The 22925-nt window shown below is 75.9% G+C and carries 18 protein-coding genes; 11 read left to right on the top strand and 7 right to left on the bottom strand.

From position 1 onward, the window contains the following. Positions 1 to 104 precede the first annotated feature (104 nt). Positions 105 to 287: a thiazolylpeptide-type bacteriocin gene (locus tag ACFVVU_RS04325; RefSeq protein ID WP_380684710.1), complete on the bottom strand. Its 183-nt coding sequence runs from the start codon at positions 285 to 287 to the stop codon at positions 105 to 107. 954 nt (positions 288 to 1241) lie between these two features. Between ACFVVU_RS04325 and ACFVVU_RS04320 the strand changes: the two genes are divergently transcribed. Continuing rightward, entirely contained in the window at positions 1242 to 2081 is an 840-nt protein-coding gene (locus ACFVVU_RS04320) for a class I SAM-dependent methyltransferase (RefSeq protein ID WP_380684711.1), read from the top strand. Positions 2082 to 2109: 28 nt separating this feature from the next. Here the strand turns inward: ACFVVU_RS04320 and ACFVVU_RS04315 are convergent, their stop codons facing one another. Then, positions 2110 to 2523 (bottom strand): DUF3224 domain-containing protein, encoded by a 414-nt coding sequence (locus ACFVVU_RS04315; RefSeq protein WP_380684712.1) that lies wholly within the window; start codon positions 2521 to 2523, stop codon positions 2110 to 2112. 115 nt (positions 2524 to 2638) lie between these two features. Between ACFVVU_RS04315 and ACFVVU_RS04310 the strand changes: the two genes are divergently transcribed. Continuing rightward, on the top strand, positions 2639 to 3664 hold the full coding sequence (locus ACFVVU_RS04310) for a helix-turn-helix transcriptional regulator (RefSeq protein WP_387788343.1): 1026 nt from the start codon (positions 2639 to 2641) through the stop codon (positions 3662 to 3664). On the opposite strand, the gene ACFVVU_RS04305 is transcribed toward ACFVVU_RS04310, so the two are convergent. Then, complete coding sequence (locus tag ACFVVU_RS04305; protein ID WP_387788342.1) at positions 3655 to 4275, bottom strand: DinB family protein; 621 nt, start codon at positions 4273 to 4275, stop codon at positions 3655 to 3657. The genes ACFVVU_RS04310 and ACFVVU_RS04305 overlap by 10 nt on opposite strands. Positions 4276 to 4372: 97 nt before the next feature. Continuing rightward, on the bottom strand, positions 4373 to 4804 hold the full coding sequence (locus tag ACFVVU_RS04300; RefSeq protein ID WP_387788341.1) for a carboxymuconolactone decarboxylase family protein: 432 nt from the start codon (positions 4802 to 4804) through the stop codon (positions 4373 to 4375). Between the two features lie 186 nt (positions 4805 to 4990). Between ACFVVU_RS04300 and ACFVVU_RS04295 the strand changes: the two genes are divergently transcribed. After that, positions 4991 to 7960: a BTAD domain-containing putative transcriptional regulator gene (locus ACFVVU_RS04295; protein WP_387788340.1), complete on the top strand. Its 2970-nt coding sequence runs from the start codon at positions 4991 to 4993 to the stop codon at positions 7958 to 7960. 258 nt (positions 7961 to 8218) lie between these two features. Here ACFVVU_RS04295 and ACFVVU_RS04290 read toward each other — a convergent pair whose 3' ends face one another. Next, entirely contained in the window at positions 8219 to 10408 is a 2190-nt protein-coding gene (locus ACFVVU_RS04290; RefSeq protein WP_387788339.1) for a protein kinase, read from the bottom strand. Between the two features lie 413 nt (positions 10409 to 10821). Here ACFVVU_RS04290 and ACFVVU_RS04285 point away from each other — a divergent pair, with 413 nt between their 5' ends. The 4 genes from ACFVVU_RS04285 to ACFVVU_RS04270 all read left to right on the top strand — a co-directional run bounded on the left by ACFVVU_RS04285 (position 10822) and on the right by ACFVVU_RS04270 (position 17739). Then, positions 10822 to 11511: a hypothetical protein gene (locus ACFVVU_RS04285; protein ID WP_387788338.1), complete on the top strand. Its 690-nt coding sequence runs from the start codon at positions 10822 to 10824 to the stop codon at positions 11509 to 11511. Between the two features lies 1 nt (position 11512). Beyond that, positions 11513 to 13483, top strand: a complete 1971-nt coding sequence (locus tag ACFVVU_RS04280; RefSeq protein WP_387788337.1) for a hypothetical protein — start codon at positions 11513 to 11515, stop codon at positions 13481 to 13483. Between the two features lie 58 nt (positions 13484 to 13541). Next, the gene (locus tag ACFVVU_RS04275; RefSeq protein ID WP_387788336.1) at positions 13542 to 16829 is read left to right on the top strand and encodes an error-prone DNA polymerase; all 3288 of its coding nucleotides are present in this window, start codon (positions 13542 to 13544) and stop codon (positions 16827 to 16829) included. Between the two features lie 484 nt (positions 16830 to 17313). Continuing rightward, a complete protein-coding gene (locus tag ACFVVU_RS04270; protein ID WP_380685055.1) occupies positions 17314 to 17739 on the top strand; it encodes a hypothetical protein in 426 nt (141 codons plus the stop codon). 185 nt (positions 17740 to 17924) lie between these two features. Here the strand turns inward: ACFVVU_RS04270 and ACFVVU_RS04265 are convergent, their stop codons facing one another. Next, positions 17925 to 18755 carry a TIGR03084 family metal-binding protein gene (locus ACFVVU_RS04265; protein ID WP_387788335.1) on the bottom strand — a complete coding sequence of 277 codons (831 nt, stop codon included), beginning with the start codon at positions 18753 to 18755 and terminating at the stop codon, positions 17925 to 17927. A 216-nt stretch (positions 18756 to 18971) separates the two neighbouring features. Here ACFVVU_RS04265 and ACFVVU_RS04260 point away from each other — a divergent pair, with 216 nt between their 5' ends. Further along, positions 18972 to 19757, top strand: coding sequence for a LuxR C-terminal-related transcriptional regulator (locus ACFVVU_RS04260; protein ID WP_387788334.1), 786 nt, complete (start codon positions 18972 to 18974; stop codon positions 19755 to 19757). 18 nt (positions 19758 to 19775) lie between these two features. Here ACFVVU_RS04260 and ACFVVU_RS04255 read toward each other — a convergent pair whose 3' ends face one another. Beyond that, positions 19776 to 21308: an AMP-binding protein gene (locus ACFVVU_RS04255; protein ID WP_387788333.1), complete on the bottom strand. Its 1533-nt coding sequence runs from the start codon at positions 21306 to 21308 to the stop codon at positions 19776 to 19778. 176 nt (positions 21309 to 21484) lie between these two features. Here ACFVVU_RS04255 and ACFVVU_RS04250 point away from each other — a divergent pair, with 176 nt between their 5' ends. The 3 genes from ACFVVU_RS04250 to ACFVVU_RS04240 are packed head-to-tail and all read left to right on the top strand — an operon-like array spanning position 21485 to position 22918. After that, positions 21485 to 21943: a group II truncated hemoglobin gene (locus tag ACFVVU_RS04250; protein ID WP_387788332.1), complete on the top strand. Its 459-nt coding sequence runs from the start codon at positions 21485 to 21487 to the stop codon at positions 21941 to 21943. Continuing rightward, positions 21940 to 22485: a GNAT family N-acetyltransferase gene (locus ACFVVU_RS04245; protein ID WP_387788331.1), complete on the top strand. Its 546-nt coding sequence runs from the start codon at positions 21940 to 21942 to the stop codon at positions 22483 to 22485. The genes ACFVVU_RS04250 and ACFVVU_RS04245 overlap by 4 nt, the downstream gene beginning before the upstream one ends. A gap of 40 nt (positions 22486 to 22525) precedes the next feature. Continuing rightward, positions 22526 to 22918, top strand: coding sequence for a VOC family protein (locus ACFVVU_RS04240; protein WP_380685046.1), 393 nt, complete (start codon positions 22526 to 22528; stop codon positions 22916 to 22918). Positions 22919 to 22925 lie beyond the last annotated feature (7 nt).

The following is a 22925-nucleotide window of genomic DNA, read 5'->3' as shown; positions in this document are numbered from 1 at the left end:
GAAGCAGGTAGGGGAACCCGGCGCGTTCCGCGGCGGAACGCGCCGGGTCCTGTGATGGTTCGTCACCGCTCAGTGCCTCATGGCACCACTCACGACCGCGACGCTCAGTAGCGCGTGCCGGGCGTGAGGATGACGCTGGTGTGGGAGGACGAGTTGCAGGAGGTGGAGATCGGGCCGGCGGAAGCCCCGCCCTCCGGCAGAGCGATGCTGTCGTGCAGCGCGGTGATGGTCAGTTCGCCCAGGTCGAGGTCGTCGAGGTCGAGGTCGTCCTGCAGGTGGTCGGACATGGAGGTCTCCCGAGGAGGATCGATGGGTACCGGCCCGATGGAGCGTCAGATCGGGTCGGTGGTGCACATGGTGGGCTGGACGCACAGCGACGAGGTCTGGCAGGAGCACGAGCCGTGCGAGGCGCGCCGTTCTCCGCCTGCGCGACGGTGTCGCGCAGATTGGTGACGGTCGGCTCGCCGAGGTCGAGGTCCTGGAGACCGAGGTCGGTGGACATGTCGGACATGATGTGCTCCCCGGGCGTGCAGGACGTACCGGGCAGAGGTGCGGCCTGCGCCCGGGCGCACGTGTGCCCGAGCGGATGGTGCCGGTGTGCCTGGTGGTCCCCCGTGGGCGCCCGGCTCGGATCGGATCGATCACGCCCGGGTGCCGTCCCTTCGCCGAGTCTAGATCGCCACGCGGGCCGCCGAGAGGACACCTCGACCACATTGGCCGGTAAGTCGCCCCGGTCCGCGGCGCCGACCGCGCGGGGCCGGGTCGCCGTGATGCCCGGTTCGTCCGCATGCGTAGGCCTCGGTGCGGGTGGCGCCGGCGGCTGGCGCGCCGGCCCGCGGCGCGGGCCGGCGGGAGGGCGGTCGACTGCCGCGCTCATGAAGAGGGCAGCTCGCCCCCTCTGCGGCTGCCGACAGATCCCTCGCCCGGCCTTCACCCCTGTCGCCCTGCGGAGGGTCGACGTGACCGGGTCCTCGCGAAGGAGGGGTCGAACCGGACCTGTCCGGATTTGATCGGCCACCCCGGCCGCCGCGGGCCGGGTCAGTGTCTGAACGACCGTCAAATCCCTTGATGGAAAGGCCCGATGGGGCGAAACCGGGTGGATTTCCGGGAACGGTGTGGGCGCCGCGCCCGATCGGCCGACCGTCGCGGCGAGTGGCCGATCGCCTTCCGCCCGGAGCGATCAACCGTCCGCTCAGAGCGATCAATCGACTGGGCCCGGCGCGGCTGGGCAGGTTGCCGCCATGACGACCTCCTCTCCCCCCGCCCTCCCGGACTTCTCCGGCGACGTGGCCGCCTACTACGCCGAGTACCGCCGGGGCTATCCGCCGGCCGCCCTCGACGCCCTCGCCGACACCTTCGGCCTGGACGCCCACCCCGGGATCGGGGACCTCGCGCTCGACCTCGGTTGCGGCACCGGCCAACTCGCCCTGCCGCTCGCCGCCCGGGTGCGGACCGTCATCGGCATGGACCCGGAGCCCGACATGCTCGGCCAGGCCCGGGCCGCCGCCGGGCGGGCGGGCGTGCGCAACGCCCTGTGGCTGCTCGGCACCGACGCGGACGTCCCCGCGCTCGCCGGCCTGCTGCCCGGCGGGCGCCCGCTCGGCGTCACCGTCATCGGCAACGCCCTGCACTGGATGGACCCCGGGAAGCTGTTCGGCGCCCTGCGCCCCCTCACCCGCCCGGGCGGCGGCGTCGCCGTGGTCGCCAACGGCGCGCCGGTCTGGGCCCAGGACACCGACTGGTCGCAGGCCCTGCGCGTCGCGCTGGAGGCGCACTTCGGCTTCCCGGTGACCGCCTCCTGCGGCACCGACGACGTCGAACGCGGGGGCTACGCGGCCGCGTTGGCGGCGGCCGGCTTCACGGAGGTGCGGGAGGAGGTGATCGCGTACGAGGACGCCCTGACCCCCGACCAGCTCCTGGGCACCCTCTACTCCGCGATCCCCGCCCCGTCCCTCCCGTCCCCCGCCGAGCGCCCGGCCTTCGCCGCCCGTCTGCGCGCCGCCCTCCCCGCCCCGCCGACCCCGGCCGGCTATCCGGAGCACGTCCGGGTCGCCCTGCTCACCGGCCGGATCCCGGGGTAGGGCGCCCCCGGCCCGGGCGGGAGCCGGCTCAGCCGAGCTCGTACGTGAAGGTGTACGGGACGGGGGACTCGCCGGGGTGGTAGAGGTAGCCGCCGGTGCCGCGCAGACCGGTGAGCTCGCCGGTGGCGCTGCCGGGGACCACCTCGAAGGTGCAGCGGACGGTGCCGTCCTCCTCGAAGGTGCCGCGCTCCTCCACGGTGAAGCCGCCGGTGCGGCCGTCCAGCCGGCCGGTGAGCTGCTGGAGGCCGGTGAAGGTGCCGGTCTTCTCGGTGGCGTAGAGGAAGACGTACTCGCAGACGGTCGCCGCCGCCTCGATGCCGCCGGTGAAGGCGTTGACGACGGAGGCCCGGGCCAGCCGGGGCAGGGTCTCCGCCGGGCCGATCGGGGTCTCCGTCCAGTCGGCGTAGCCGAAGCCGCCGGTGACGGTGGTGGGAGCGCTCATGGTGGTTCTCCGGATGGTGCTCGGGGCGGCGCACGGCGGTGTGCCGAGCGCTCGGTGACCACCCTGGCGCCCGTACCTGACATCTTCTGTCAGGTACGGGCGCCAGAATGGGTCCATGCGCGCCGACCGGCTCCTCGCCCTGCTCCTCCTGCTCCAGAACCGCGGCCGGATGACCGCCGGCGAACTCGCCGCCGAGCTGGAGGTGTCGGTCCGCACCGTCTACCGGGACGTCGAGGCGCTGGCCGCGTCCGGTGTGCCGGTGACCGCCGACCGGGGGCCCGACGGCGGCTACCGCCTGATGGACGGCTACCGCACCCGGCTCACCGGCCTCACCGACGCCGAGGCCGACGCGCTGTTCCTCACCGGCGCCCCCGGACCGGCCCGCGACCTCGGCCTCGGCGCCGTTCTGACCACCGCCCAGCTCAAGCTCCAGGCGGCGCTGCCCGCCGAACTCGCCGACCGCACCCGCCGCGTCCAGGACCGCTTCCACCTCGACGCGCCGGCCTGGTTCCGCGACGTCGACCCGGTCGACCACCTGGCCCCGGTCGCGCGGGCGGTCTGGGAGCAGCGGGTGCTGCGCGTCCACTACCAGCGCTGGCGCGGCGAGGTGCACCGGGAGCTGCACCCGCTGGGCCTCGTCCTCAAGGGCGGCATCTGGTACCTGGTCGCGGCTGCGGCCGGTGCCGCGGCTGCGACCGACTCCGGTGCCGACTCCGGTTCGGCCGGTGCCGGTTCCGCCGAGTCGGCCGCCCGCACCTACCGGGTCTCCCGGCTGCTCGCGGTCGAGGTCGCCGACGAGACCTTCGAGCGCCCCGCCGGCTTCGACCTGGCCGCCCACTGGGCGGAGACCGCCCGCCGGCTGACCGCCGCCCTCCACCGGCAGACCGCCCGGCTGCGGCTCTCCCCGGAGGCCCGCAGGCTGCTCCCGATGCAGTTCGGAGCCGCCGGCGCCCGGGCCCTGGCCACCGCCGGGCCGCCCGACGCCGACGGCTGGGCGGAGGTCGACCTCGCCGTCGAGAGCACGACGGTGGCCGTCGGAGACCTCCTGCGGCTGGGCCCCGAGGCCGTGGTGCTCGGCCCGCCCGACCTGCGCGAGGCCGTCGCGGCCGCCGCCACCGCCCTGGCCCGTCGCTACGCCTGAGCCTTCCGCCCCACCAGGGCAGCCTCCCGGGCGGCGCCTTCGACCCGGTCCCGGTGCCCGGCCCACCAGGCCTCGTCGCCGGGGGCCGTGTTCGCCCCGTCCCGCCGCTGGCCGGTCGCGCCGTCGACGAGTTCGCGGACGATGTCGGCGTGCCCGGCGTGCCGCTGGGTCTCGGCGGTCATGTGGACGAGGCCGTGGTGCAGCGTCACCTCGGAGCGAGCGCCCCACGGCACTCGGCCGACCGCGTCCAGCGCCAGCGCGGCGATCGTCGCGTCGGCGTGCGCGCAGGCCGCGCGGTACCCGTCGACGATCTGCTCCCGGCTCTCCTCCGGGGTCGCCCAGAAGTCGGAGTTCGGCTCGGCGTCCCCCGTGATCCACGGCCGGGGCGCGTCGAACGGCCGCCCGAAGGCCTCGCCGAAGTACATCGCCTCCGCTGCCGTCGCGTGCTTGACCAGCCCCAGCAGATTGGTGCCGGTCGGCGTCAGCGGCCGCCGGATGTCGTACTCGGAGAGCCCTTCGAGCTTCCACAGCAGGGCGTCCCGGGCGTCCTGCAGATAGATGAGCAGGTCCTTCTTGAACGCTTCGAGCGTCTTCGCCGTCTCTTCGGTCATGACGGTCAGTCTGCCGCCGCCGCTTGCGTCCTTCACCACCTTTTCCGACCGGCTCTTCCGACCGGGCCGGGACTCGGACCAGGGCTCGGATCGCCTCTCAGGCCGCGGAGTTCGTCGGCAGCAGACCGCGCTCGCCGAAGACCTTCTTGGCGACGAAGGTGGCGTTCAGGGCCTTGGGGAAACCGCAGTACCCCGCGGAGTGCAGCAGGGCCTCGGTGATCTCGGTGGGCGTGAGGCCGACGTTGAGGGCGGCGTTGAGGTGGACCTCCAGCTGCGGCTCGCAGCCACCGAGCGCGGTGAGCATGCCCAGGGTCACCAGCTGCCGGTCGCGCGGCGACAGTCCGGGCCGGTCGTAGATCTCGCCGAAGCCCCAGGCCACGACCTGGTGGGCGAGTTCGGGGTGGATGTCGGCGAGCGAGTCGATCACCCGCTGCCCGGCCTCGCCGTCGACGGAGGTGAGGACGGCCAGCCCCCGATCGAACCGCTCCTGTCGCGTGGTGGCGGCGTCGTCGTTCCTGCTGGTGCTCATGGGAGGTTCTCCGATCGCTGGTCGTGCGTGGTGCGTCGTCCCGTCGAGGCTATGAGTTGGAGTTCACTCGAAGTCAAACCCTCCCACCCCGGCCGCGGCGGTGCCGCTCCACCGGAGCTGAGCAGCGGGAATGCCGGTGGTTATCATGCGGACGGGGGAGTTGTACGGACATGGGGGAGTCGATCGATGGACCGGGAGGCGCGGCCGGGAGGGCTGCGGTTCGAGGTACTGGGGCCCGTGCGGGGCCTGCGGGACGGGGTGGAGCTGGCGCTCGGTTCGCCGCAGCAGCAGGGGCTGCTACTGGCCCTGCTGTTCCGGGCGGGCCGGCAGGTGTCCGGCGCCCAGCTGATCGACGACCTCTGGGGCGAGGATCCGCCGGCCAGCGCCCACGGTGTCATCCGCACCTATGTGCACCGGCTGCGCCGGGTCCTCGGGCCCGACGTGCTGACCTCGCTCGGCGGCGGGTACCTGCTGGTCGCCGACCCCGAGGGCCTGGACACCGGGCGGTGCGAGGCGCGGCTGGCCCGGGCGCGGACGCTGCGCGCCGAGGGGCGGCACGCCGAGGCGGCGGCCGTCCTGCGGGCGGCGCTGGAGCTGTGGCGGGGCGAGCCGATGTCCGGGGTGCCCGGCCCCTACGTGCGGCGCCAGCGCCGGGAGTGGGAGGAACGCCGGCTCGCGGTCCTGGAGGCGTGTCTGGAGGCCGAGGGCGAGGGCGGCCGGTCGGCGGAGTCGGTCGCCGAGCTGACGGCCCTGTCCGAGGAGCACCCGCTGCGCGAGCGCCTCGTCGAGCTGCTGATGCTCGCGCTGTACCGCTCCGGGCGGCAGGCGGACGCGCTGGAGGTGTACCGGGCGGCGGACCGTCGGCTGCGCACCGAGCTGGGCGTCGCCCCCGGCCCGGGGCTGCGGGAGCTGCACGGGCGGATCCTCGCGGCGGACGAGACCCTGGCGGCGCCCGCCCCGGTGGCTCCGGCCGCTCCCGCGCCCTCGGCGTCCCCGGTGGCGGCGGGGCCACCGGCCGCCTTCCCCAGGCCCGACCAACTCCCGGCAGCCGTGGCCGACTTCACCGGCCGGACGGCGGAGGTCGAGGCGGTGCGGGCCGCCCTGCGGGAGCCGGGCCGGGTGCCCGTGGCGGCGGTCGCGGGCATGGGCGGGGTCGGCAAGACCGCGCTCGCCCTGCACGTCGCGCACGGCCTCGCCGACGAGTTCCCGGACGGCCGGCTCTACCTCGACCTGCACGGCGCGGACGGCCGTCCGACCCGCCCCGAGGAGGCGCTGGCGGTCTTCCTGCGCTCCTTCGGCGTCCCCGGCGAGGCGATCCCGGCGGACCCGGCCGAACGGGCGGCCCGCTACCGGTCGTTGCTCGCCGGGCGGCGGGTCCTCGTCCTGCTCGACAACGCGCGCGACGCCGAGCAGGTCCGGCCGCTGATCCCGGGCGGCGCGGGCTGCGCTGTCCTGGTCACCAGCCGGACCCGGATCGGAGCGCTGCCCAACGCCCGCTTCACCGAACTGCCGGTGCTGCCCGCCGAGGAGGCGGTCACCCTGCTGACCCGGGTGGTCGGTGCCGAGCGGGTGGCGGCCGAGGCTCCGGCTGCCCGTGAACTCATCCGGCTCTGCGGGCAGTTGCCGCTCGCGGTGCGGATCCTCGCGGCGCGGCTGGCCTGTCGGCCCGGCTGGAGCGTCGCCCGACTGGTGGAGCAACTGGGCGGCGAGCGCTACCGCTTGGACGCGTTGCGCAGCGGGGACCTCGCCGTCGATTCCTCGTTCCGCTTCGGCTTCGACCTGCTGGACGCCGAACAGGCCCGCGCCTTCCGGCTGTTGGCTGTCCCCGAGGTGCCGGACCTGTCGGCGGCGGAGGTGGCGGCGGTCCTGGACCGGCCGGAGCCGGCCGCCGAGGCACTGGCCGAATCCCTGGTGGACTGCTCGATGCTGGAGGTCGCGGCGAGTCCCGACCGCTACCGCTACCACGATCTGCTGCGGGCCTTCGCCCAGCGGGTCGACCGTTTCTGCCCGGGCGGCCCGCGCGATCAGACGGAGGTCGACGGCGAGCGGGCGGCCGCGCTGGCCCGGCTGGTGGGCCACCACCACGCGGGGGTCGCGGCGGCGCCCGGCTCCCCGGCGGCGCGGGCCGCGGCCCGGACCGCCGGGGACTACGTGGCCGTCGGGGCGCTGGTGCGCCAGTGCGCGGAACTCCCGGACCGCTCCCCGGGGGCGGCACCCGGCCTCGACCGGCTCGCCGAACTCCTGCTGGACGTCTGCCTGTCGGCGGACTCCGGGCGCGCCACCCGGCCGCTCGGGCACGCCGCCGGCGCCCTGCTGCGGGCCGCCCTGGAGGAGGGCGACCGAACCGCCGAGGCGCGGGCGCGCCTGGTGCTCGGCCGGCTGCTGGCCGAGGTCGGCTCCGCGTCGTCGGCCCTCGCCGAGCTGCTCCGGGCCCGTGACCTGTGCACCGCGCACGGACTGCCGCAACCGCTGCTCGCGCTCACGCACGGTTCGCTCGCCGCCTGCTTCGTCCAACTCGGCCGCCCGGACGAGGCGGTGGCCGGGTTCTCGGCCGCCGTCGCGGTCTGGCAGCGGATCGGCGACCGGCGCGCCCTGGCCGCCGAACTGCTGGAACTGGCGGGCGCGTTCGCCCGGCAGGGCCGCTTCGGCGCGGCGGGCCGGGTGGTCGACCAGTCCCTGCTCATCGGCCACGACCTGGCCGACCACGAGCTGGAGGCCCGCGCCCGTGACTCGCTGGGCTCGATCGCCCACGACCTCGGCCGCCACGACCAGGCGGTCGCCCACCGGCGGGCCGCCCTCGCGCTGACCGACCCGGACGACCACCGGCGCACCGGCCGGATCCTGCTGCGGCTCGCCGAGTCGCTGCGCGCGGCCGGGCGGGGCCCGGAGGCGGCCGAGGCGGCGGAACGCGCGGTCGACGCGTTGACCCTGGACGGCGACCACCGGGGCCGCGGCCTGGCCCTGGCCGCGCTCGGCGACGCCCTGGCGGACCACCCCCCGGGCGACCCGGACCGCGCCCGCGCCTGCTGGGCCGAGGCACACGGCATCCTGGCCCCGATCGGCTCGCCGGAGGCCGAACGCCTGGCCCCGCTGCTCGGCGCCGGCCACCTTGCGGGGCCGGCCCGCCGGCGCTGGCCGTCCTGGCTCCCGGCCTGAGCCTGCGGGTAGGTGCGGCCGGGCGTTGGGGGGCGGGGGCGGTTCGCCGGAGGCCGGGGGCTGGTGTCTCTGCTCGGCCTCGGCGGCCACCCGGCGGGACCTTCCTGGCTACCGGCCTGGGTCTGCGGGGGAGCGGTCGGGCGGTGGGGACCCGATTTGCCCGGCGGAGGCGGAGCGTCCGGTGCCTCTGCTCGGCGCGGCCGTCCCCGCCCCCGGCTCGTGCGGACGGCCGGGGCCGACCGTCCGCACAGGGGCCGGTCAGGCGGCGGAGACCGTCCACACCTGGTCGGCGGTGCCCGCGCAGGTGCGGACCGTGGCGGGCACGCCGGGGCCGACGGCGGACAGGCAGCGCCGTGAGTCCCGGGCGACGGTCACCACGTAGCCCCCCGGTACCGGGAAGAACGACCAGACCTGGGTCGCGGCGGTGGCGGGGGGCGCCGGCCGGGACGCCAGCTGCGTCTGGGCGCGGGCCTCCTCCAGGTTCAGGACCTTGGAGTACTCGGTGGCGCCGTTGGAGAGGGCGTACCCGCCCTCCGTGTACGGGATCAGCTGCCAGACGCCGCCGGGGCCGCCGTCGTCCGAGGACAGGACCACCGGGTTGCCCGGCCGGTCGAGCGAGGCCTGGTCGTACAGCACGGCCCCGCCGTTGGACAGCCGGGCCAGCGGCGGCATCGGTTGGCCCGGCTGGGTCGGGGGCTTGATGGGCGGATCCGTCGGGATGGTGCCGGGCGGCGGCGGGGGCGGCGAGGCGGTGTACGGCGGAGGGGAGGCGGTGTAGGTCGGTTTGGGCGCGTAGGTGTAGTCCGGGGCCGGGGGCACGGTCCGCGAGGGAGCGGCGGTGTAGGCGGGGACACTCGGCGGCGGTGGGGCGGCCGTGTAGACGGGGCCGCCCGGTGTCGACGGCTGTCCGGGCGCCGGTGAGGGGCCGGACGGAACGGCCGGGCCGCCCGGGGCCGGGGAACCGGCGGGGGCGTCCGGGCCCCCGGGGGCGGGCGCGGCGGCCGGAGGGTTCGCGGGGAAGCCCGGCGCCGCGCCGTCCCGGCCGGTCGGACCGCCCGGGGCACCTCCGCCGCCCACGGTCCCGCCGCCCGGTATCTCCCCACCACCGACCGCTCCGCCGCCGACGGTCCCACCCTCCGGGAGCGGTGCGCCCGGGACCACCGGCCCGGTCGGCGACGGGGCCCCGGATGCGGCCGGCGTGTCGGGGGAGGGGGACGGTGCGCCCGCCTCGGGGAGCAGGCCGACGGGGGCCGTCAGCGGTACGCCCGACACCGCCACGTCGGCCGTCCGGGAGCGGACCGGCTCCCCGGGCCGGTGCAGCACGAGGGCCGCGGTGGCGGTGGCGGCGCAGCAGAGCGCGGTCGCGCCCGCCACGAGCAGGGTCCGGCGCCGGCTGCCGAACAGCGCCGCCCGCCACCCGCCCGTGCGCCGCGGCGACGGCGCGGCAGCCCCGCCCCCGTCCCCGTCCCCGCCCCCCGCCGCGACCACCGGCCGCGCCGCCGATCCGGTGGACCGGAGCGCCGCCAGCGCGCCGGTCGAGCGGACCACCGCCGCCCAGGACGGCCCGCCCGCCGGGCCTTCGACCGACTCGCCGGCGAGGGCCGCGACGACGGCCGCGCCCATGGCGGCGGCGTCCGGCCAGCGCAGGGCCGGGTCCTTCGCCAGGGCCCGTTCGACCAGGGCCCGGACCGGGGCGGGGACGTCGTCCGGCAGCGGCGGCACGGGGTCGGTCAGGTGCTTGAGGATCAGTTCGAGGGCGGTCTCGCCCTCGAACGGCAGCCGTCCGGACAGGCATTCGTAGAGCACGACCCCGAGCGCGTACAGGTCCGCCGAGGCGGTGACCGTGCCGGTGGAGGCCTGTTCGGGCGCCTGGTAGGCGGCGGTGCCGAGCACCATCCCGGGCACGGTGAGCCGGGGGTCGCAGCCGGGGCGGGCGATGCCGAAGTCGGTGACGACCACCTGGCCGTCGCCGCGGATCATCAGGTTGGCCGGCTTGACGTCCCGGTGGACGATCCCGGCCTCGTGGGCGGCCTGGAGCGCGGCCAGCACCTCCAGTGCCAGGCCGAGGGACTCCGGGACGGTCAGCGGGCCCCGCCGTTCCAACACGGCGCTCAGCGGCTCGCCCTCGATCAGCTCCATGACCAGGTAGGCGACCGGGTGGGCGGCGGGGGCCTGCGGCGCGCCCCAGGAGGGGACGTCGTCGGCGGTGCGGCCGGGCCCGAAGTCGTACACACCGACGATGCCGGGGTGCTGCACCCTGGCCATCACCCGGGCCTCGTCGTGGAACCGCTCGGCGAAGCCGGGCTCGTCCAGCAGTGCGGGTTTCAGGACCTTGACGGCGACGCGGCGGTCGAGCACCTGGTCCCGGGCGAGCCAGACGTCGCCCATCGAGCCGCCGCCGAGCCACTCGTCCAGACGGTAGCGGTCACCGAGCGTGGTGCCACGCATGATTCTCCTCGACCTCGTTTCATCGTCGCGACCGCCGCCGGGGCCGGGCGGGCCCTCGGTCGCACCGGCAGACCCTGCCAGCCGTGGATAAACGACGGCTTGGCGTGCGCACTGAAACCCCCCGCCCGGGCGCCAACATTCCGTTCAACGGACTATCGACACCCTACGTGCGGCGGGACGGTGACGCGACATCAGGTCCTGGCGGTCTCCATCTGGACGAGAGTGGGCCGCCGGTGTCGCCGCGGTCCGGCGCGCATGCGGACGCCCCCTTCCGGTTGAGCACGGAGAGTGACCGGGCGGAAGCGGACGATTCGGACTTGAATCTTTGCGAACGGATGTTCGATCCTGGGGGTGTGCCCGTTTTCGAATCTGTTTTCGAATCCACCGTCGAGCGGAAGCCCGCGCTCCGACCGGTGGCGTCGACCGCTGCCCCCGCGCGGGGGCTGCTGCCGGTGGTGCCCGCGCTGAGCGGGCTGCTGCCGGAGGGCGGGCTGCGGCGGGGCGCGGCGGTGTCGGTGGCGGGCGGGGACGCCGGGCTGCTGCTGGCGCTGGCCGCCGGGGTGCGGGAGACCGAGGGCGGCTGGGCCGCGGCGGTCGGGCTGCCGGACCTCGGGCTGGCCGCGGCCGCCGGGTACGGGCTCGACCTGCGGCGGCTGCTGGTGGCCGACGACCCCGGACCGCACTGGGCCGAGGTGGTCTCCGTCCTGGCCGGCGCCGTCGAACTGATCATGCTGCGCCCGGACGGCCCGGTCCCGCCGAACCTGGCCGCCCGGCTGGCCGCCGTGCTGCGCCGCAGCGGCTGCGTGCTGCTGGTGGCCGGGCCGTGGCCGGGGGCCGGACTGCGGCTGGGCGTGCGCTCCGGGCGCTGGTTCGGGCTGGGGGACGGGCACGGGCGGCTCACCGGACGGCAGGTGGAGGTGGTGGCCGAGGGACGCGGATCGGCGGGGCGCGGGCGGACGGCCCGGCTCTGGCTGCCGGACGCGCACGGCGCGGTGCGGACCGTGGAGGAGGCGGTCGGTGCCGGGACGGTGGACGTGGCCGTGGTGGGGGAGGACGCGGTGCCGGGGGCCGGGGCGGGCCTCGACCGTATGGCGGTGGTGTGAGATGACCGGCGGCGAGGTTGCCGGGTTCACCGGGACGGGTGGCGCGGTCACCCCCCGGGTGCTGGTGGTGTGGTGTCCGGACTGGCCGGTGGTGGCCGTCGAACGCCCGGTGGAGGGGCGGGAGGGTGAGGAGCGGGACGTCCCGGTGGCGGTGGTCGAGGGCGGCCGGGTGCTGGCCTGCTCGACGGCGGCCCGGGCGGCCGGGGTGCGGCAGGGGCAGCGGCTCAAGCTGGCCCAGCGGCTCTGCCCGGCGCTGGAGCTGCGCGACCGCGACCCGGAGGCGGAGGTCCGGCGGTTCGAGCCGGTGGTCGCGGCGGTGGAGGCGTTCACCCCCCGGGTGGAGGTGCTGCGTCCGGGGCTGTGCGCGATCCCGGTGAAGGGGCCGGCCCGCTACTTCGGCGGGGAGGAGGCCCTGGCGGCGAAGGTCCAGGGGGCGGTCACGGCCGCCCTGGCGGCGTCGGCCGAGGCCGCGGCCGACGCCGCTCAGGCGCACCCGGCGCACGCGGCGCACCCGACGGACGCGGAGCGGGCCCGGAGCCATGACGGCGACGGGAACGCCGAGAGCGACGCGGAGAGCACCGGGAACGGGACCGGGAGTGGCGCCGGCCTGGCCGCGGTCGTCCCGCTGCACCCCGCCGACGCCGAACGGCCCGCCGCCCGGCGCCGCACCGCCGGGGTGGACGAGCTGTTCGCCGCCGCGCCCGCCGCCCGGGACGGCGCCCGGGGCGGCTTCGCCCGCCCGCCCGCCTACCCGCCGGCCCCCGGCCCCGGGGCCGCCTCCCCGGCCGCCGCGCCGCCGCCGCCGGGCCGGGTCGGCGTGGCCGACGGCCTGTTCGCCGCCGTGCTCGCCGCCCGCGCCGGGGTGCTGGTCCCCGCCGGGCGGACGGCGGAGTTCCTCGCGCCCTACCCGGTGGCCGCGCTCGGCGATGCCGAGCTGGCCGAACTGCTGGACCGGCTGGGCCTGCCCACGGTCGGGGCGTTCGCCGCGCTGCCCGCCGAGTCGGTGGCCGACCGCTTCGGCCCGGCCGGCGCGGTGGCGCACCGGCTGGCCCGGGGTCTCCAGCCGCGCCCGCTGGTGCCGCGCACCGAGGGGCCGGACCTCTCCGTCGAGCAGCGCTTCGACCCGCCCGAGCCGCTCGCCGAACCGCTGGTGTTCGTCGCCCGCACCCTGGCCGAGCGGCTGCACCAGCGGCTCGCCGGGGCGGGGCTGACCTGCCAGCGGGTCGCCGTCGAGGTGGAGTGCGCCGACGGCCGGACGGTCGCGCGGCTCTGGCGGCACGAGGGCCGGCTCTCGGCGACGGCGCTCGCCGAACGCGTCCGCTGGCAGCTCCAGGCCTGGCAGGGCACCGGCACCTTCGGCCGGGGCGGCGAAGCCGGGGGACCGCACGCCCCCGAGCCGGGCGGGTTCACCGCACTGCGCCTCGTCCCCGACGACCTCACCCCCGACCAGGGCCGTCAGCTCGCCCTCTGGGGACAGGCGGTGGCGGACGACCGGGTGGAGCGCGCCGTGGCCCGGGTGCAGGCGGTGCTCGGGCACGCCGGGCTGCGCCGGATCGAGCCGGCCGGCGGCCGGGGGCCGGAGGACCAGGTGGTCAGGGTGCCGTGGGGCGAGCCGTACGACCCGGCGGCGCCCGCCGACGCGCCCTGGCCGGGGCGGGTCGGCGGGCTGCGGGACGTCTGGCCGGCCGTGGTGCACCGCGTCCCGGTGCCGGCGGCGGTGCTGGACGCGGACGGGCGGCCGGTGACGGTGGACGGCCGGGCGGGGGTGTCGGCCCGGCCGTCCACCGTGGCGGTGCGCGGGCGGGAGCTGGCGGTGGACGGCTGGACCGGTCCCTGGCCGGCGGTCGAGTACTGGTGGGACCAGGCGCGCGCCCGTCGCCGGGCCCGGTTCCAGGTGACGGTGGCGGACGGGCGGGCGCTGCTGCTCACGGTGGAGGGGGGCGCCTGGTTCGTGGAGGCCGGGTACGACTGACGGCCGGTACGACCCGAGGGGGGTAGGAGACCAGCGAGAGACCGAAGGCACCACCCCGATGGGATTCACCAGTCATCCCTCCCTCCCCTGGAGCGAACTGCACCGGCGCCTGTCCGGCAGCGGCAGTGGCGGCGACGGCGGCGACGTCGTCGTCCCGCTGCGCCCGGGAGCCGGCGACGGGCCGGACGGGCCGGACGGGCCCACCGGACGCCCCACCGGGCAGCGGCCCGCCGGACCGCCCTGGGCGGAACTGCACGTCCACTCCGCCTTCAGCTTCCTCGACGGTGCCAGCGACCCCGAGGCGCTGGTCGCCGAGGCCGCCAGGCTGGGCGTCGAGGCCCTGGCGCTCACCGACCACGACGGCCTCTACGGCGCGGTCCGGTTCGCCGAGGCGGCCCGCGGCACGGGCGTGGCCACCGTCTTCGGAGCCGAACTGACACTCCGTCATGAGCGGCGAGGCGTCGAGCACCTGCTGGTGCTGGCCCGCGACCCGGAGGGCTACCGCCGCCTCTCCGCCGTCATCGGCGCGGCCCAACTCGCGGGTGGCGCCAAGGGGAACCCGGTCTACGACTTCGAGGCCCTCGCCGGCGCGCACGGCGGCCACTGGGCGGTGCTCACCGGCTGCCGCCTCGGCCGGGTGTCCGCCGCCCTGGCCGCCGCCGACGGAGGCTCCGGCCCGGGCGCCCCCGCCGCCGACCCCGAGCACCAACTCCACACCCTCACCGAGGCGTTCGGCCGCGAGAACGTCCATGTGGAGCTGATCGACCAGTGGCTTCCCGGCGACGACCTGCGCAACGACGCCCTCGCCGCGCTCGCCGCCCGGCTGCGCCTGACCACCGTCGCCTCCACCAACACCCACCACGCGAGCCCCGCCGAGGGCCGCCTCGCCCAGAGCCTGGCCGCCCTGCACGACCGCCGCACCCTCGCCGAGGCGGCGGGCTGGATCAGCGCCTCCGGCACCGCCCACCTGCGCTCCGGCCGCGAGATGGCGGCCCGGCTGGCCCGCTTCCCGGGCGTCCGCGAGGCCACCGTGGACCTCGCCCGCGCCTGCGCCTTCGACTTCGCCACCCTGGATCCGGAGCTGCCCGGCTACCCCGTCCCGCCCGGCCACACCGAGATCAGCCATCTGCGCGAACTGGTCGCCCAGGGCGGCCCGGCCCGGTTCGGGCCCGGCAACGGCCCGGCCCGCCGCCAGCTCGCCCGCGAGCTGGACGTCATCGAGGAACTCGACCTGGCCGGCTACTTCCTGATCGTCCACGACATCGTCGACTTCTGCCGCCGGGAGTCCATCTGGTGCCAGGGCCGCGGTTCGGCGGCCAACTCCGCGGTCTGCTTCGCGCTCGGGATCACCGCCGTCGACCCGGTGCACTACAAGCTGCTCTTCGAACGCTTCCTCTCCACCGCCCGCGACGGGCCGCCGGACATCGACCTGGACATCGAGAACCGCCGCCGCGAGGAGGTCATCCAGTACGTCTACCGCCGGTACGGGCGCGAGCACGCCGCCCAGGTCGCCAATGTGATCACCTACCGGCCCCGGCTGGCCCTGCGCGACGCCGCCCGGGTGCTCGGTTACCCGCAGGGACAGGTGGACGCGTTCAGCCGGCAGGCGGACTTCCGCTCGCCGCCCGGCGCGGACGCCGTCGTCCCGGCCGACGTGCTCGCGCTCGCCGGACAGCTCCACGGCCTGCCGCGCCACCTGGGCATCCACTCGGGCGGCATGGTGCTCACCCGGGAGCCGATCGCCGGGATCTGCCCGACCGAGTGGGCCCGGATGCCGGGGCGCTCCGTGCTGCAGTGGGACAAGGAGTCGGTGGCCGGCGCCGGACTGGTCAAGATCGACCTGCTCGGCCTCGGCATGCTCGCCGCGCTGCACGACACCTGCGACCTGGTCGCCCGGCACCACGGTGAGCGCTACGACCTGGCGACCATCCCGGACGACGACGCGGGTGTGTACACGATGCTGCGGCGGGCCGACACCGTCGGCGTCTTCCAGGTCGAGTCGCGGGCCCAGATGGCCACCCTGCCCCGGCTCAAGCCGGACCACTTCTACGACCTGGTCGTCGAGGTCGCGCTGATCCGGCCCGGCCCGATCCAGGGCGGCTCCGTCCACCCGTACCTGCGCCGCCGCGCCGGGGTGGAGCCGGCCGGCTGCCCGCACCCGCTGATGGAGAACGCCCTCGGCAAGACCCTCGGGGTGCCGCTGTTCCAGGAGCAGATGATGCAGCTCGCCATCGACTGCGCCGGGTTCACCCCCGCCGAGGCGGACCGGCTGCGCCAGGCGATGGGTGCCAAGCGCTCGCACGAGCGGGTCGCCCGGCTGCGCGATCGGCTGCTCGGCGGCATGGCCGAGCGCGGCATCCCGGAGGAGGTGGCGCAGGACGTCTACACCAAGATCGAGGCCTTCTCCAACTACGGCTTCCCGGAGAGCCACGCGATCAGCTTCGCCTACCTGGTGTACGCCAGCGCCTGGCTCAAGTACCACTACCCGGCGGCCTTCACCTGCGCCCTGCTGGCCAACCAGCCGATGGGCTTCTACTCGCCGCTCAGCCTGATCTCGGACGCCCGGCGGCACGGCGTGCGGGTGCGCGGGGTGGACGTCAACGCCAGCGGCGCCGGGCCCACCCTGGAGCCGTACCGGGGGCCGACGCCCAGGCCGCCGCTGACCGCGGGCAAGCCGCAGCCCGCGATCCGGCTCGGCCTGGACACCGTGCGCGGCATCGGCACCGCGCAGGCCGAGGCCATCGCGGCCGGGCAGCCGTACGCGGACCTGGAGGACTTCGCCCGCCGCACCGGACTGCCCGCGGCGGGCCTGGAGGCGCTGGCCGCGGCGGGCGCGTTCGGCTGCTTCGGGCTCGGCCGGCGGCAGGCGCTCTGGGCGGCGGGCGCGTTCGCGGGCGTCTCGGCGGACCTCATCCCGGGCACCACGCCCGGCACCGAGGCGCCGGAGCTGCCCGCGATGACCCCGGTCGAGGAGACCATCGCCGACCTCTGGGCCACCGGGACGTCCGCGACCAGCCACCCGCTCCAGCACCTGCGCGCCCACCTGGAGCGCGGCGGCGCGCTCTCGGCCGCCGAACTCCCGGACGTGCCGCCGGGGACGGCGGTGGTGGTCGGCGGCCTGGTCACCCACCGGCAGCGGCCGCCGACGGCGGGCGGGGTGCTCTTCCTCAGCCTGGAGGACGAGACCGGCCTGATCAACGTGATCTGCGGCCGGCCGGTCTGGGAGTCCCAGCGCCGCACCGCCCTGGACCGGGCCGGGCTGCTGGTCCACGGGCACGTCGAACGGGACCGGGGTGCCACCAACCTGGTCGCCACCCGGCTGACCCCGCTGCGGATCGGGCTGTGACGGGGTGGCCCGGCCGCCGCCTTTTTGGCCTCCCAAACCCCTTGCGGGCCACGAGATATGGCGAAGCCGCCGTAATGGCGCGATGCCCGACGGCGGGCGCCCTGGAGCGGGGCCGCGGGCTGCTGCTCCTGCGCGACGGCGGGAAGTGGCCGGCGCGGCGCAGTCGTGGGGGGTGCCTGCGCCGCGCCGGAGTCCGAAGTCCATCATGTGCCGACGAACCCTGTATATCGCTGAAACGTGTGGTTTGCCGTACAACCTGGACTATTTGACGAATAGTAGGCCGAATAGGTCGAGCCGCCGGATCGTCCTGGAATCCTGCCGCTCGCAGTGCGGATTCACGCCATTGATGGGCCAATTCCGGTATGCCTGAAGGGATTTCGGCCCGGTCGGGAATGCCGGCCGGAGTGCGTGGAAGCATCTGCCATGTGAAGCGTGACATGGCACAAACTCCCAGCACCTCCTGTCCTCGAAGGAGAGAACTCCGATGAAGCGTTTCGTTGCGTTCCTCGCGGTCGGTGCCGCGCTGTCCGGGCTCGGCGTCGCGGGCGCCACCCAGGCCACCGCCCGTCCCTCGGGCACCGCCACGATCTCGTCGACGACCACCTGCGGCTACGGCATCGGGACCCAGGTGTGCCTGACGCTCGACGGCCGCGTCGCGTCCGCCACCGGCTGGGTGGGATCGGCCGGCGGCCCCCCGCAGATGGCCTCGTTCGTACTGGATCTCGGCACCACGGCCGGCCACAGCCTGGACCGCGAGAGCCTCGGCGCCGTCGTGGGGTCCCGGGGCATCACGGTCGGTCCGATCGTGAGCACCGTCCCGTGCGGCGTGGGCATCATCGCGAGCTTCATCACCACCAGGACGGGCCAGCCGGTGGCGAGCGCGACGGTCACGGTGCCGGCCGTCTGCTGAGCCGCCGCCCGGTCGGTCCACCCGTCCGGGCCGGCGTTCATGCCGCCACCGCAGGGACGAAGCCGTGCCCCGGCCCCGTCCGCGGTCCGGGTGCGCGGCCGGCCCGGTGACCGGCGTACCGGCCACGGAGGTTGCCGACGGGGAACCGGTCTCCGTGGTCGGCACACCTGGTGCGAGGGCCTCGCCTACCGCGACGACCCAGCCTCCCGGCCCGTCCCGGGCGGGCCCGCGAAGGCCTGGGCGATCGGCAGCCAGGCCGTCGCCACCTCGCCGACGGCGGTCAGCCCGAGGTCGTCCCGGTGCCGGCGCCGGGTGACCAGCAGGCAGAAGTCCAGGGCCGGGCCGGTCACCCGGTCCGCCGCGTCGGCCGGCCCCCAGGTCCACGACCCGCCGTCCGGGGCGGTCAGCTCCACCCGCACCGGGGCCTGCGGAGCGGGCAGCCCGTGCACCGTGAACGCGAACCCCAGGGTCCGCACCCCCAGGTGCGCGACGTGCCGCAGCCGCGCGGTCGGCTCCCGGACGGCGCCGAGCGCGTCCGCCACGTCCTGCCCGTGCGCCCAGGTCTCCATCAGCCGCGCGGTGGCCATCGACGCGGCCTTCATCGGCGGGCCGAGCCAGGGCAGCCGGGCGTCGGCCGGCGCCGCCGCCAGCGCGTCCGCGAGCCGCTCCCGGCCGGCCCGCCAGCGGGCCAGCAGCTTGCCCGGCTCCTCGGCCGCCCCGCGCGCCGCGCCGTCCTCCACCGGGTCGGCGCCGGCCGCCACCAGCCCGCCGAACACCCGGCGGGACTCCGTGACGAAGGCCTCCGGATCGCGGGCGGCCAGCTCCGACCAGTCGTCCGTCCAGGCCAGGTGGGCGATCTGGTGCGCCACCGTCCACCCCGGCGCGGGCGTGTCCAGGGCCCAGCCGTCCGGCTCCAGCCCGGCGACGAGCCCGTCCAGCACCCCGCTCTCGGTCCGCAGGTCGGCCAGCAGGCCGGCCAGCACGGACGAGCCCTCGGGAACCTTGGGATCCACCATGGAACTCCCCTTCGTCATGCTCGGAAACCTGGGAAACATCGGAAACCCCGGCGGTCCGCAATGGTCCGCGATGGTGACCCGCCGGTAACCTCGCGCCCGCACCCTACGCCGCCGCGTGCGCCTCCACCCGGAACTCCGCACAACTCCCCGGGACACGCACACCGAACCCGTTCGCGCCCCCTCCCCAGCGCCGCGACCGCGTGTGACAATCGCGCGATGACGACCGCCCCGACCGCGTCGAAGAGCAGCGCCGAGGCCCCGGACGACCTCGCCGACCGGGCCGCCGAGCTGGTCAGGGACGCCGTGCTCGGCGACCTCGCCCGCCGGGTGGTCGCCGACTGCGGCGCCGACGTCGGCCTGGTCGGCGTGCCCGAGCCGGGTGTGGCGGCGGCCGGGGGCGAGGGCATGGTGCTGCGGCACTGGGCCGGCACCCGGGCCGAGCTGCTGCACGACCTCCCGGTGCCGGCCGGCACCGGTCTCGGCGGCCGGGCGCTGGCCGAACGGGCACCCAGCTGGGCGCCCGACTACCGCGCCGACACCACCATCTCGCACCACTACGACGCCGCGGTCATCGCCGAGGACCTCTACGCGATGCTCACCGTGCCGCTGCTGCACGGCGGCACGGTGCACGGCGTGGTGTACGCCTCGCTGCGCGCGGTGGTCCCGTTCGGGGACGTCCGGATCGCCGCCGTGGCCAGGCTCGCCGAGGCCGCCACCCGGGCCCTGGCCGGGGCCGACGCCTGGCGTGGGACGGGGGTGTCCGCGGTGGGCCCCGCCGGTGCGCGAAGACCCCGGTGCGCCCCGCTCGCCCCGCTCACCCGGCGCGAGCACGAAGTGCTCCGCTGGGCGGCGACCGGCCGGACCAACCCGGAGATCGCCGCCCAGCTCGGCCTCACCTGCAACACGGTGACCGGCTACCTGAAGAGCGCCATGCACAAGCTCGGCGTCCGCAACCGCACCGAACTCGCCGTCACCGCCCGGGAGTCCGGCCTGCTCGACTGAACCCCCGGCCTGTGACGGTCAGTTGACCTTCCGCTCCCGCCCCGACCAGTAGGGCTCGCGGAGCCGGAACTTCTGCAGCTTCCCGGTGGTGGTGCGCGGCAGCGCGTCCCGGAACTCCACCGAGGTGGGCGACTTGTAGCCGGCCAGCCGCTGCTTGCAGTGCGCGATGAGATCGGCCTCGGTGAGCTCCGCACCCGGCTTCAGCACCACCAGCGCCTTGACCGTCTCGCCCCACTTGGCGTCCGGCACGCCGATCACCGCGACCTCGGCCACCGCCGGGTGGTCGTACAGGCAGTCCTCCACCTCGATCGAGGAGACGTTCTCCCCGCCGCTGATGATGACGTCCTTCTTGCGGTCCGAGATGGTCAGGTAGCCGTCCTCCAGCACGCCGCCGTCGCCGGTGTGGAACCAGCCGTCCCGCAGCGCCTCCGCGGTGGCCTCCGGCTGCTGCCAGTAGCCGTCCAGCACGACGTTGGAGCGCACCAGCACCTCGCCCTGCTCGTCCACCCGCACCTGGTTGCCGATCGCCGGGGCGCCCGCCTGCACCAGCTTCTCCGCCCGTCGCTCGGCGGGCAGTTCGTCCCACTCGGCACGGGTGCGGTTGACCGTCACCACCGGGGAGGTCTCGGTCAGGCCGTAGATCTGCATGAACTCCCAGCCGAGCTCGGACTCCATCCGCTGCACCACCGAGGTCGGCGGCGGCGCGCCGGCCACCACCATCCGCACCCGGTCCCGGCCGGGCACCGGGCCGTCCCACTCGGCCGCCGCGTCCAGCACCATCTGCACCACCGCCGGCGCGCCGCACAGGAAGGTCACCCCGTGCCGCTCGACCCGGCGCAGGATCTCGGCGCCGTCCACCTTCCGCAGCACCACGTGCTGCGCGCCCAGCCCGGTGAGCGAGAACGGCAGGCCCCAGCCGTTGGCGTGGAACATCGGCAGGGTGTGCAGGTAGACGTCCCGGTCGCTCGCCCCGAAGTGCAGGGCCATCAGCGTCGCGTTCAGCCAGACGTTGCGGTGGGTGAGCTGAACGCCCTTGGGGCGGGCGGTGGTTCCGCTGGTGTAGTTGATGGTCGCGGTGTCGTTCTCGTCGATCGCGTAGCGGCGCGGCGCGTTCCCGAAGTCGTACAGCAGCGCGTCGCTGTCCGCCCCGATCACGAACTTGTGCTTGGCGACCACCCCGGCCAGCGGCTCGGCCAGCTCCGGGTCGACCAGCAGCACCGAGGCGCCGCTCTGCTCGACGATGTACGACACCTCCTCCGCCTTGAGGCGGAAGTTCACCGGAACCAGCACCCGGCCGTGCCCGCTCACGCCGAACAGCGAGGTCAGCAGGCGCGCCGAGTTGTGCGACACGATCGCCACCCGCTCGCCGGGGCCGACGCCGAGCCGGTCGAGACCGGCCGCCTGCGCCCGCGCCAGCCCGGCGATCCGACGGTACGTCAGATCCGTCCAGGGTTCGGCGGGTTGCACCGGCTCGTCGACGATGCCGACCCGGTCGCCGTAGACCAGCTCGGCCCGGTCGAGGAAGTCCATCACGGAGAGTGGAATCTGCATGGGGCCCACTGTCCTCCGCCCACCGCCCCCTGCACACCCCCGATCGGGGGTGTCACCCGTCCGGGGCCCGCGCCCGCCCGGGAAGTGGAACGGAGGAACGTCCTCCGGTTGGTCCGTCGGCGTTCCGCTGCTAGGAAGGACGGGAGGAGATCCGTCCACGGGGGAGAGGCGCACCGATGACCGACCAACGTCCCGACAGCCTGTACGACGCGATCGGGGGGCTGGACGCCCTGCGGAGGCTGAGCAACACCTTCTACCGGGGCGTGCTCGCCGATCCGCTGCTCGCGCCGGTCTTCGCCCGGTTCACGCCCACCCACATCGAGCACGTCGCCGTCTGGCTGGCCGAGGTGTTCGGCGGCCCGGACCGCTTCACCACCGACCTCGGCGGCCACCGGGAACTGCTCCGCGCCCACCTCGGCCTCGCCATCACCGAGGAGCAGCGGCTGCGCTGGATGGAGCTGATGGCCGAGGCGGTGAACGCGGAGCTGCCCGAGGACGAGCTGCTGCGCCGCCGCGTCCTGGAGTACTTCGACTGGGGCACCAGGATCGCCGAGGACGTCTCCGCCTCCCCGGCCGGCACCGACCTCGGCGAACCGGGACCCACCCCGCGCTGGGGCTGGGAGGGCCTGAAGTGACGACTGTGCCCGCCGTCGCCGCACCGCGCGCCGAGGGACTGTCGCTGCGCCCCTTCCTGCCGCAGGACGCGCCCGCCCTGCTCGACATCCACCGCGACCCGACGCTGCGCCGCTACATCCGCAACCAGGTGACCGACCTCGACGAGGCCGCCGGCTGGCTGGAGACCCAGGACCGCGGCCGCGCCGAGGGCAGTCGCTACTCCTTCGCCGTCCTGGAACGGGGCGTGCTGGTCGGCAACGTCGTGCTCAAGCGCGGCGCCCCGGGCGGCGCCGGCGCCGAGGTGGGCTACTGGACGGCCGCCGCCGCGCGCGGCCGGGGCGTGGCCCCGCGCGCGCTGGCGGCGCTCACCGGCTGGGCGTGGGAGACCTTCGCCGCCGACGGGCTGGTCCGGCTGGACCTCTTCCACGAGGGGGACAACGCCGCGTCCTGCCGGGTCGCCGAGAAGGCCGGCTACCCGTTCGAGGCGCTCGTACCGGCCGCCCCGCCGCAGTACCCGCTCGACGGCCACTGGCACAGCCGGCCCGCCGGGGCCGCCGGATAACCGGTGGACCGGGGCGCCGATCGCCGTCAGAGTGGCCGCCATGGCTTCTCTTGTGCGACATGTGACGATCGACTGCGCCGACCCCTACACCCTGGCCCTGTTCTGGGCGCAGGTGCTGGACGGCACCCTGGCCGAGGACGACAACCCCGGTGACCCGGAGGCCGTGGTCGAGTCGGCCGGTGCCTCGCTGCTCTTCATCCGGGTGCCCGACGGCAAGTCCGTCAAGAACCGCGTCCACCTGGACGTCCAGCCGCAGGACCGCACCCGGGACGAGGAGGTGGAGCGCCTCCTCGCCCTGGGTGCGACGCTGTTCGAGGACCACCGCACCCCGGACGGCAAGGGCTGGGCGACCCTCACCGACATCGAGGGCAACGAGTTCTGCGTCGAGCGCAGCGCCGCCGAGCGGATCGCCACCGAGGCCACGACCGGCTGACCCCAGG

It is taken from the genome of Kitasatospora sp. NPDC057965 (assembly GCF_042887135.1).
Lineage (GTDB): Bacteria > Actinomycetota > Actinomycetes > Streptomycetales > Streptomycetaceae > Kitasatospora.
The sequence above is the reverse complement of the archived record's forward strand: the minus strand, read 5'-3'. Positions and strand labels throughout refer to the sequence as shown.

Coding starts and splice junctions, on each gene's coding strand:
- ACFVVU_RS04300 (WP_387788341.1), bottom strand. CDS start 4,804: ATGAGCACCAGCAGGAACGACGACGCCGCCACCACGCGACAGGAGCGG.
- ACFVVU_RS04270 (WP_380685055.1), top strand. CDS start 17,314: ATGAAGCGTTTCGTTGCGTTCCTCGCGGTCGGTGCCGCGCTGTCCGGG.
- ACFVVU_RS04310 (WP_387788343.1), top strand. CDS start 2,639: ATGCGCGCCGACCGGCTCCTCGCCCTGCTCCTCCTGCTCCAGAACCGC.
- ACFVVU_RS04260 (WP_387788334.1), top strand. CDS start 18,972: ATGACGACCGCCCCGACCGCGTCGAAGAGCAGCGCCGAGGCCCCGGAC.
- ACFVVU_RS04325 (WP_380684710.1), bottom strand. CDS start 287: ATGTCCGACCACCTGCAGGACGACCTCGACCTCGACGACCTCGACCTG.
- ACFVVU_RS04250 (WP_387788332.1), top strand. CDS start 21,485: ATGACCGACCAACGTCCCGACAGCCTGTACGACGCGATCGGGGGGCTG.
- ACFVVU_RS04255 (WP_387788333.1), bottom strand. CDS start 21,308: ATGCAGATTCCACTCTCCGTGATGGACTTCCTCGACCGGGCCGAGCTG.
- ACFVVU_RS04280 (WP_387788337.1), top strand. CDS start 11,513: ATGACCGGCGGCGAGGTTGCCGGGTTCACCGGGACGGGTGGCGCGGTC.
- ACFVVU_RS04275 (WP_387788336.1), top strand. CDS start 13,542: ATGGGATTCACCAGTCATCCCTCCCTCCCCTGGAGCGAACTGCACCGG.
- ACFVVU_RS04240 (WP_380685046.1), top strand. CDS start 22,526: ATGGCTTCTCTTGTGCGACATGTGACGATCGACTGCGCCGACCCCTAC.
- ACFVVU_RS04290 (WP_387788339.1), bottom strand. CDS start 10,408: ATGCGTGGCACCACGCTCGGTGACCGCTACCGTCTGGACGAGTGGCTC.
- ACFVVU_RS04295 (WP_387788340.1), top strand. CDS start 4,991: ATGGACCGGGAGGCGCGGCCGGGAGGGCTGCGGTTCGAGGTACTGGGG.
- ACFVVU_RS04320 (WP_380684711.1), top strand. CDS start 1,242: ATGACGACCTCCTCTCCCCCCGCCCTCCCGGACTTCTCCGGCGACGTG.
- ACFVVU_RS04305 (WP_387788342.1), bottom strand. CDS start 4,275: ATGACCGAAGAGACGGCGAAGACGCTCGAAGCGTTCAAGAAGGACCTG.
- ACFVVU_RS04315 (WP_380684712.1), bottom strand. CDS start 2,523: ATGAGCGCTCCCACCACCGTCACCGGCGGCTTCGGCTACGCCGACTGG.
- ACFVVU_RS04265 (WP_387788335.1), bottom strand. CDS start 18,755: ATGGTGGATCCCAAGGTTCCCGAGGGCTCGTCCGTGCTGGCCGGCCTG.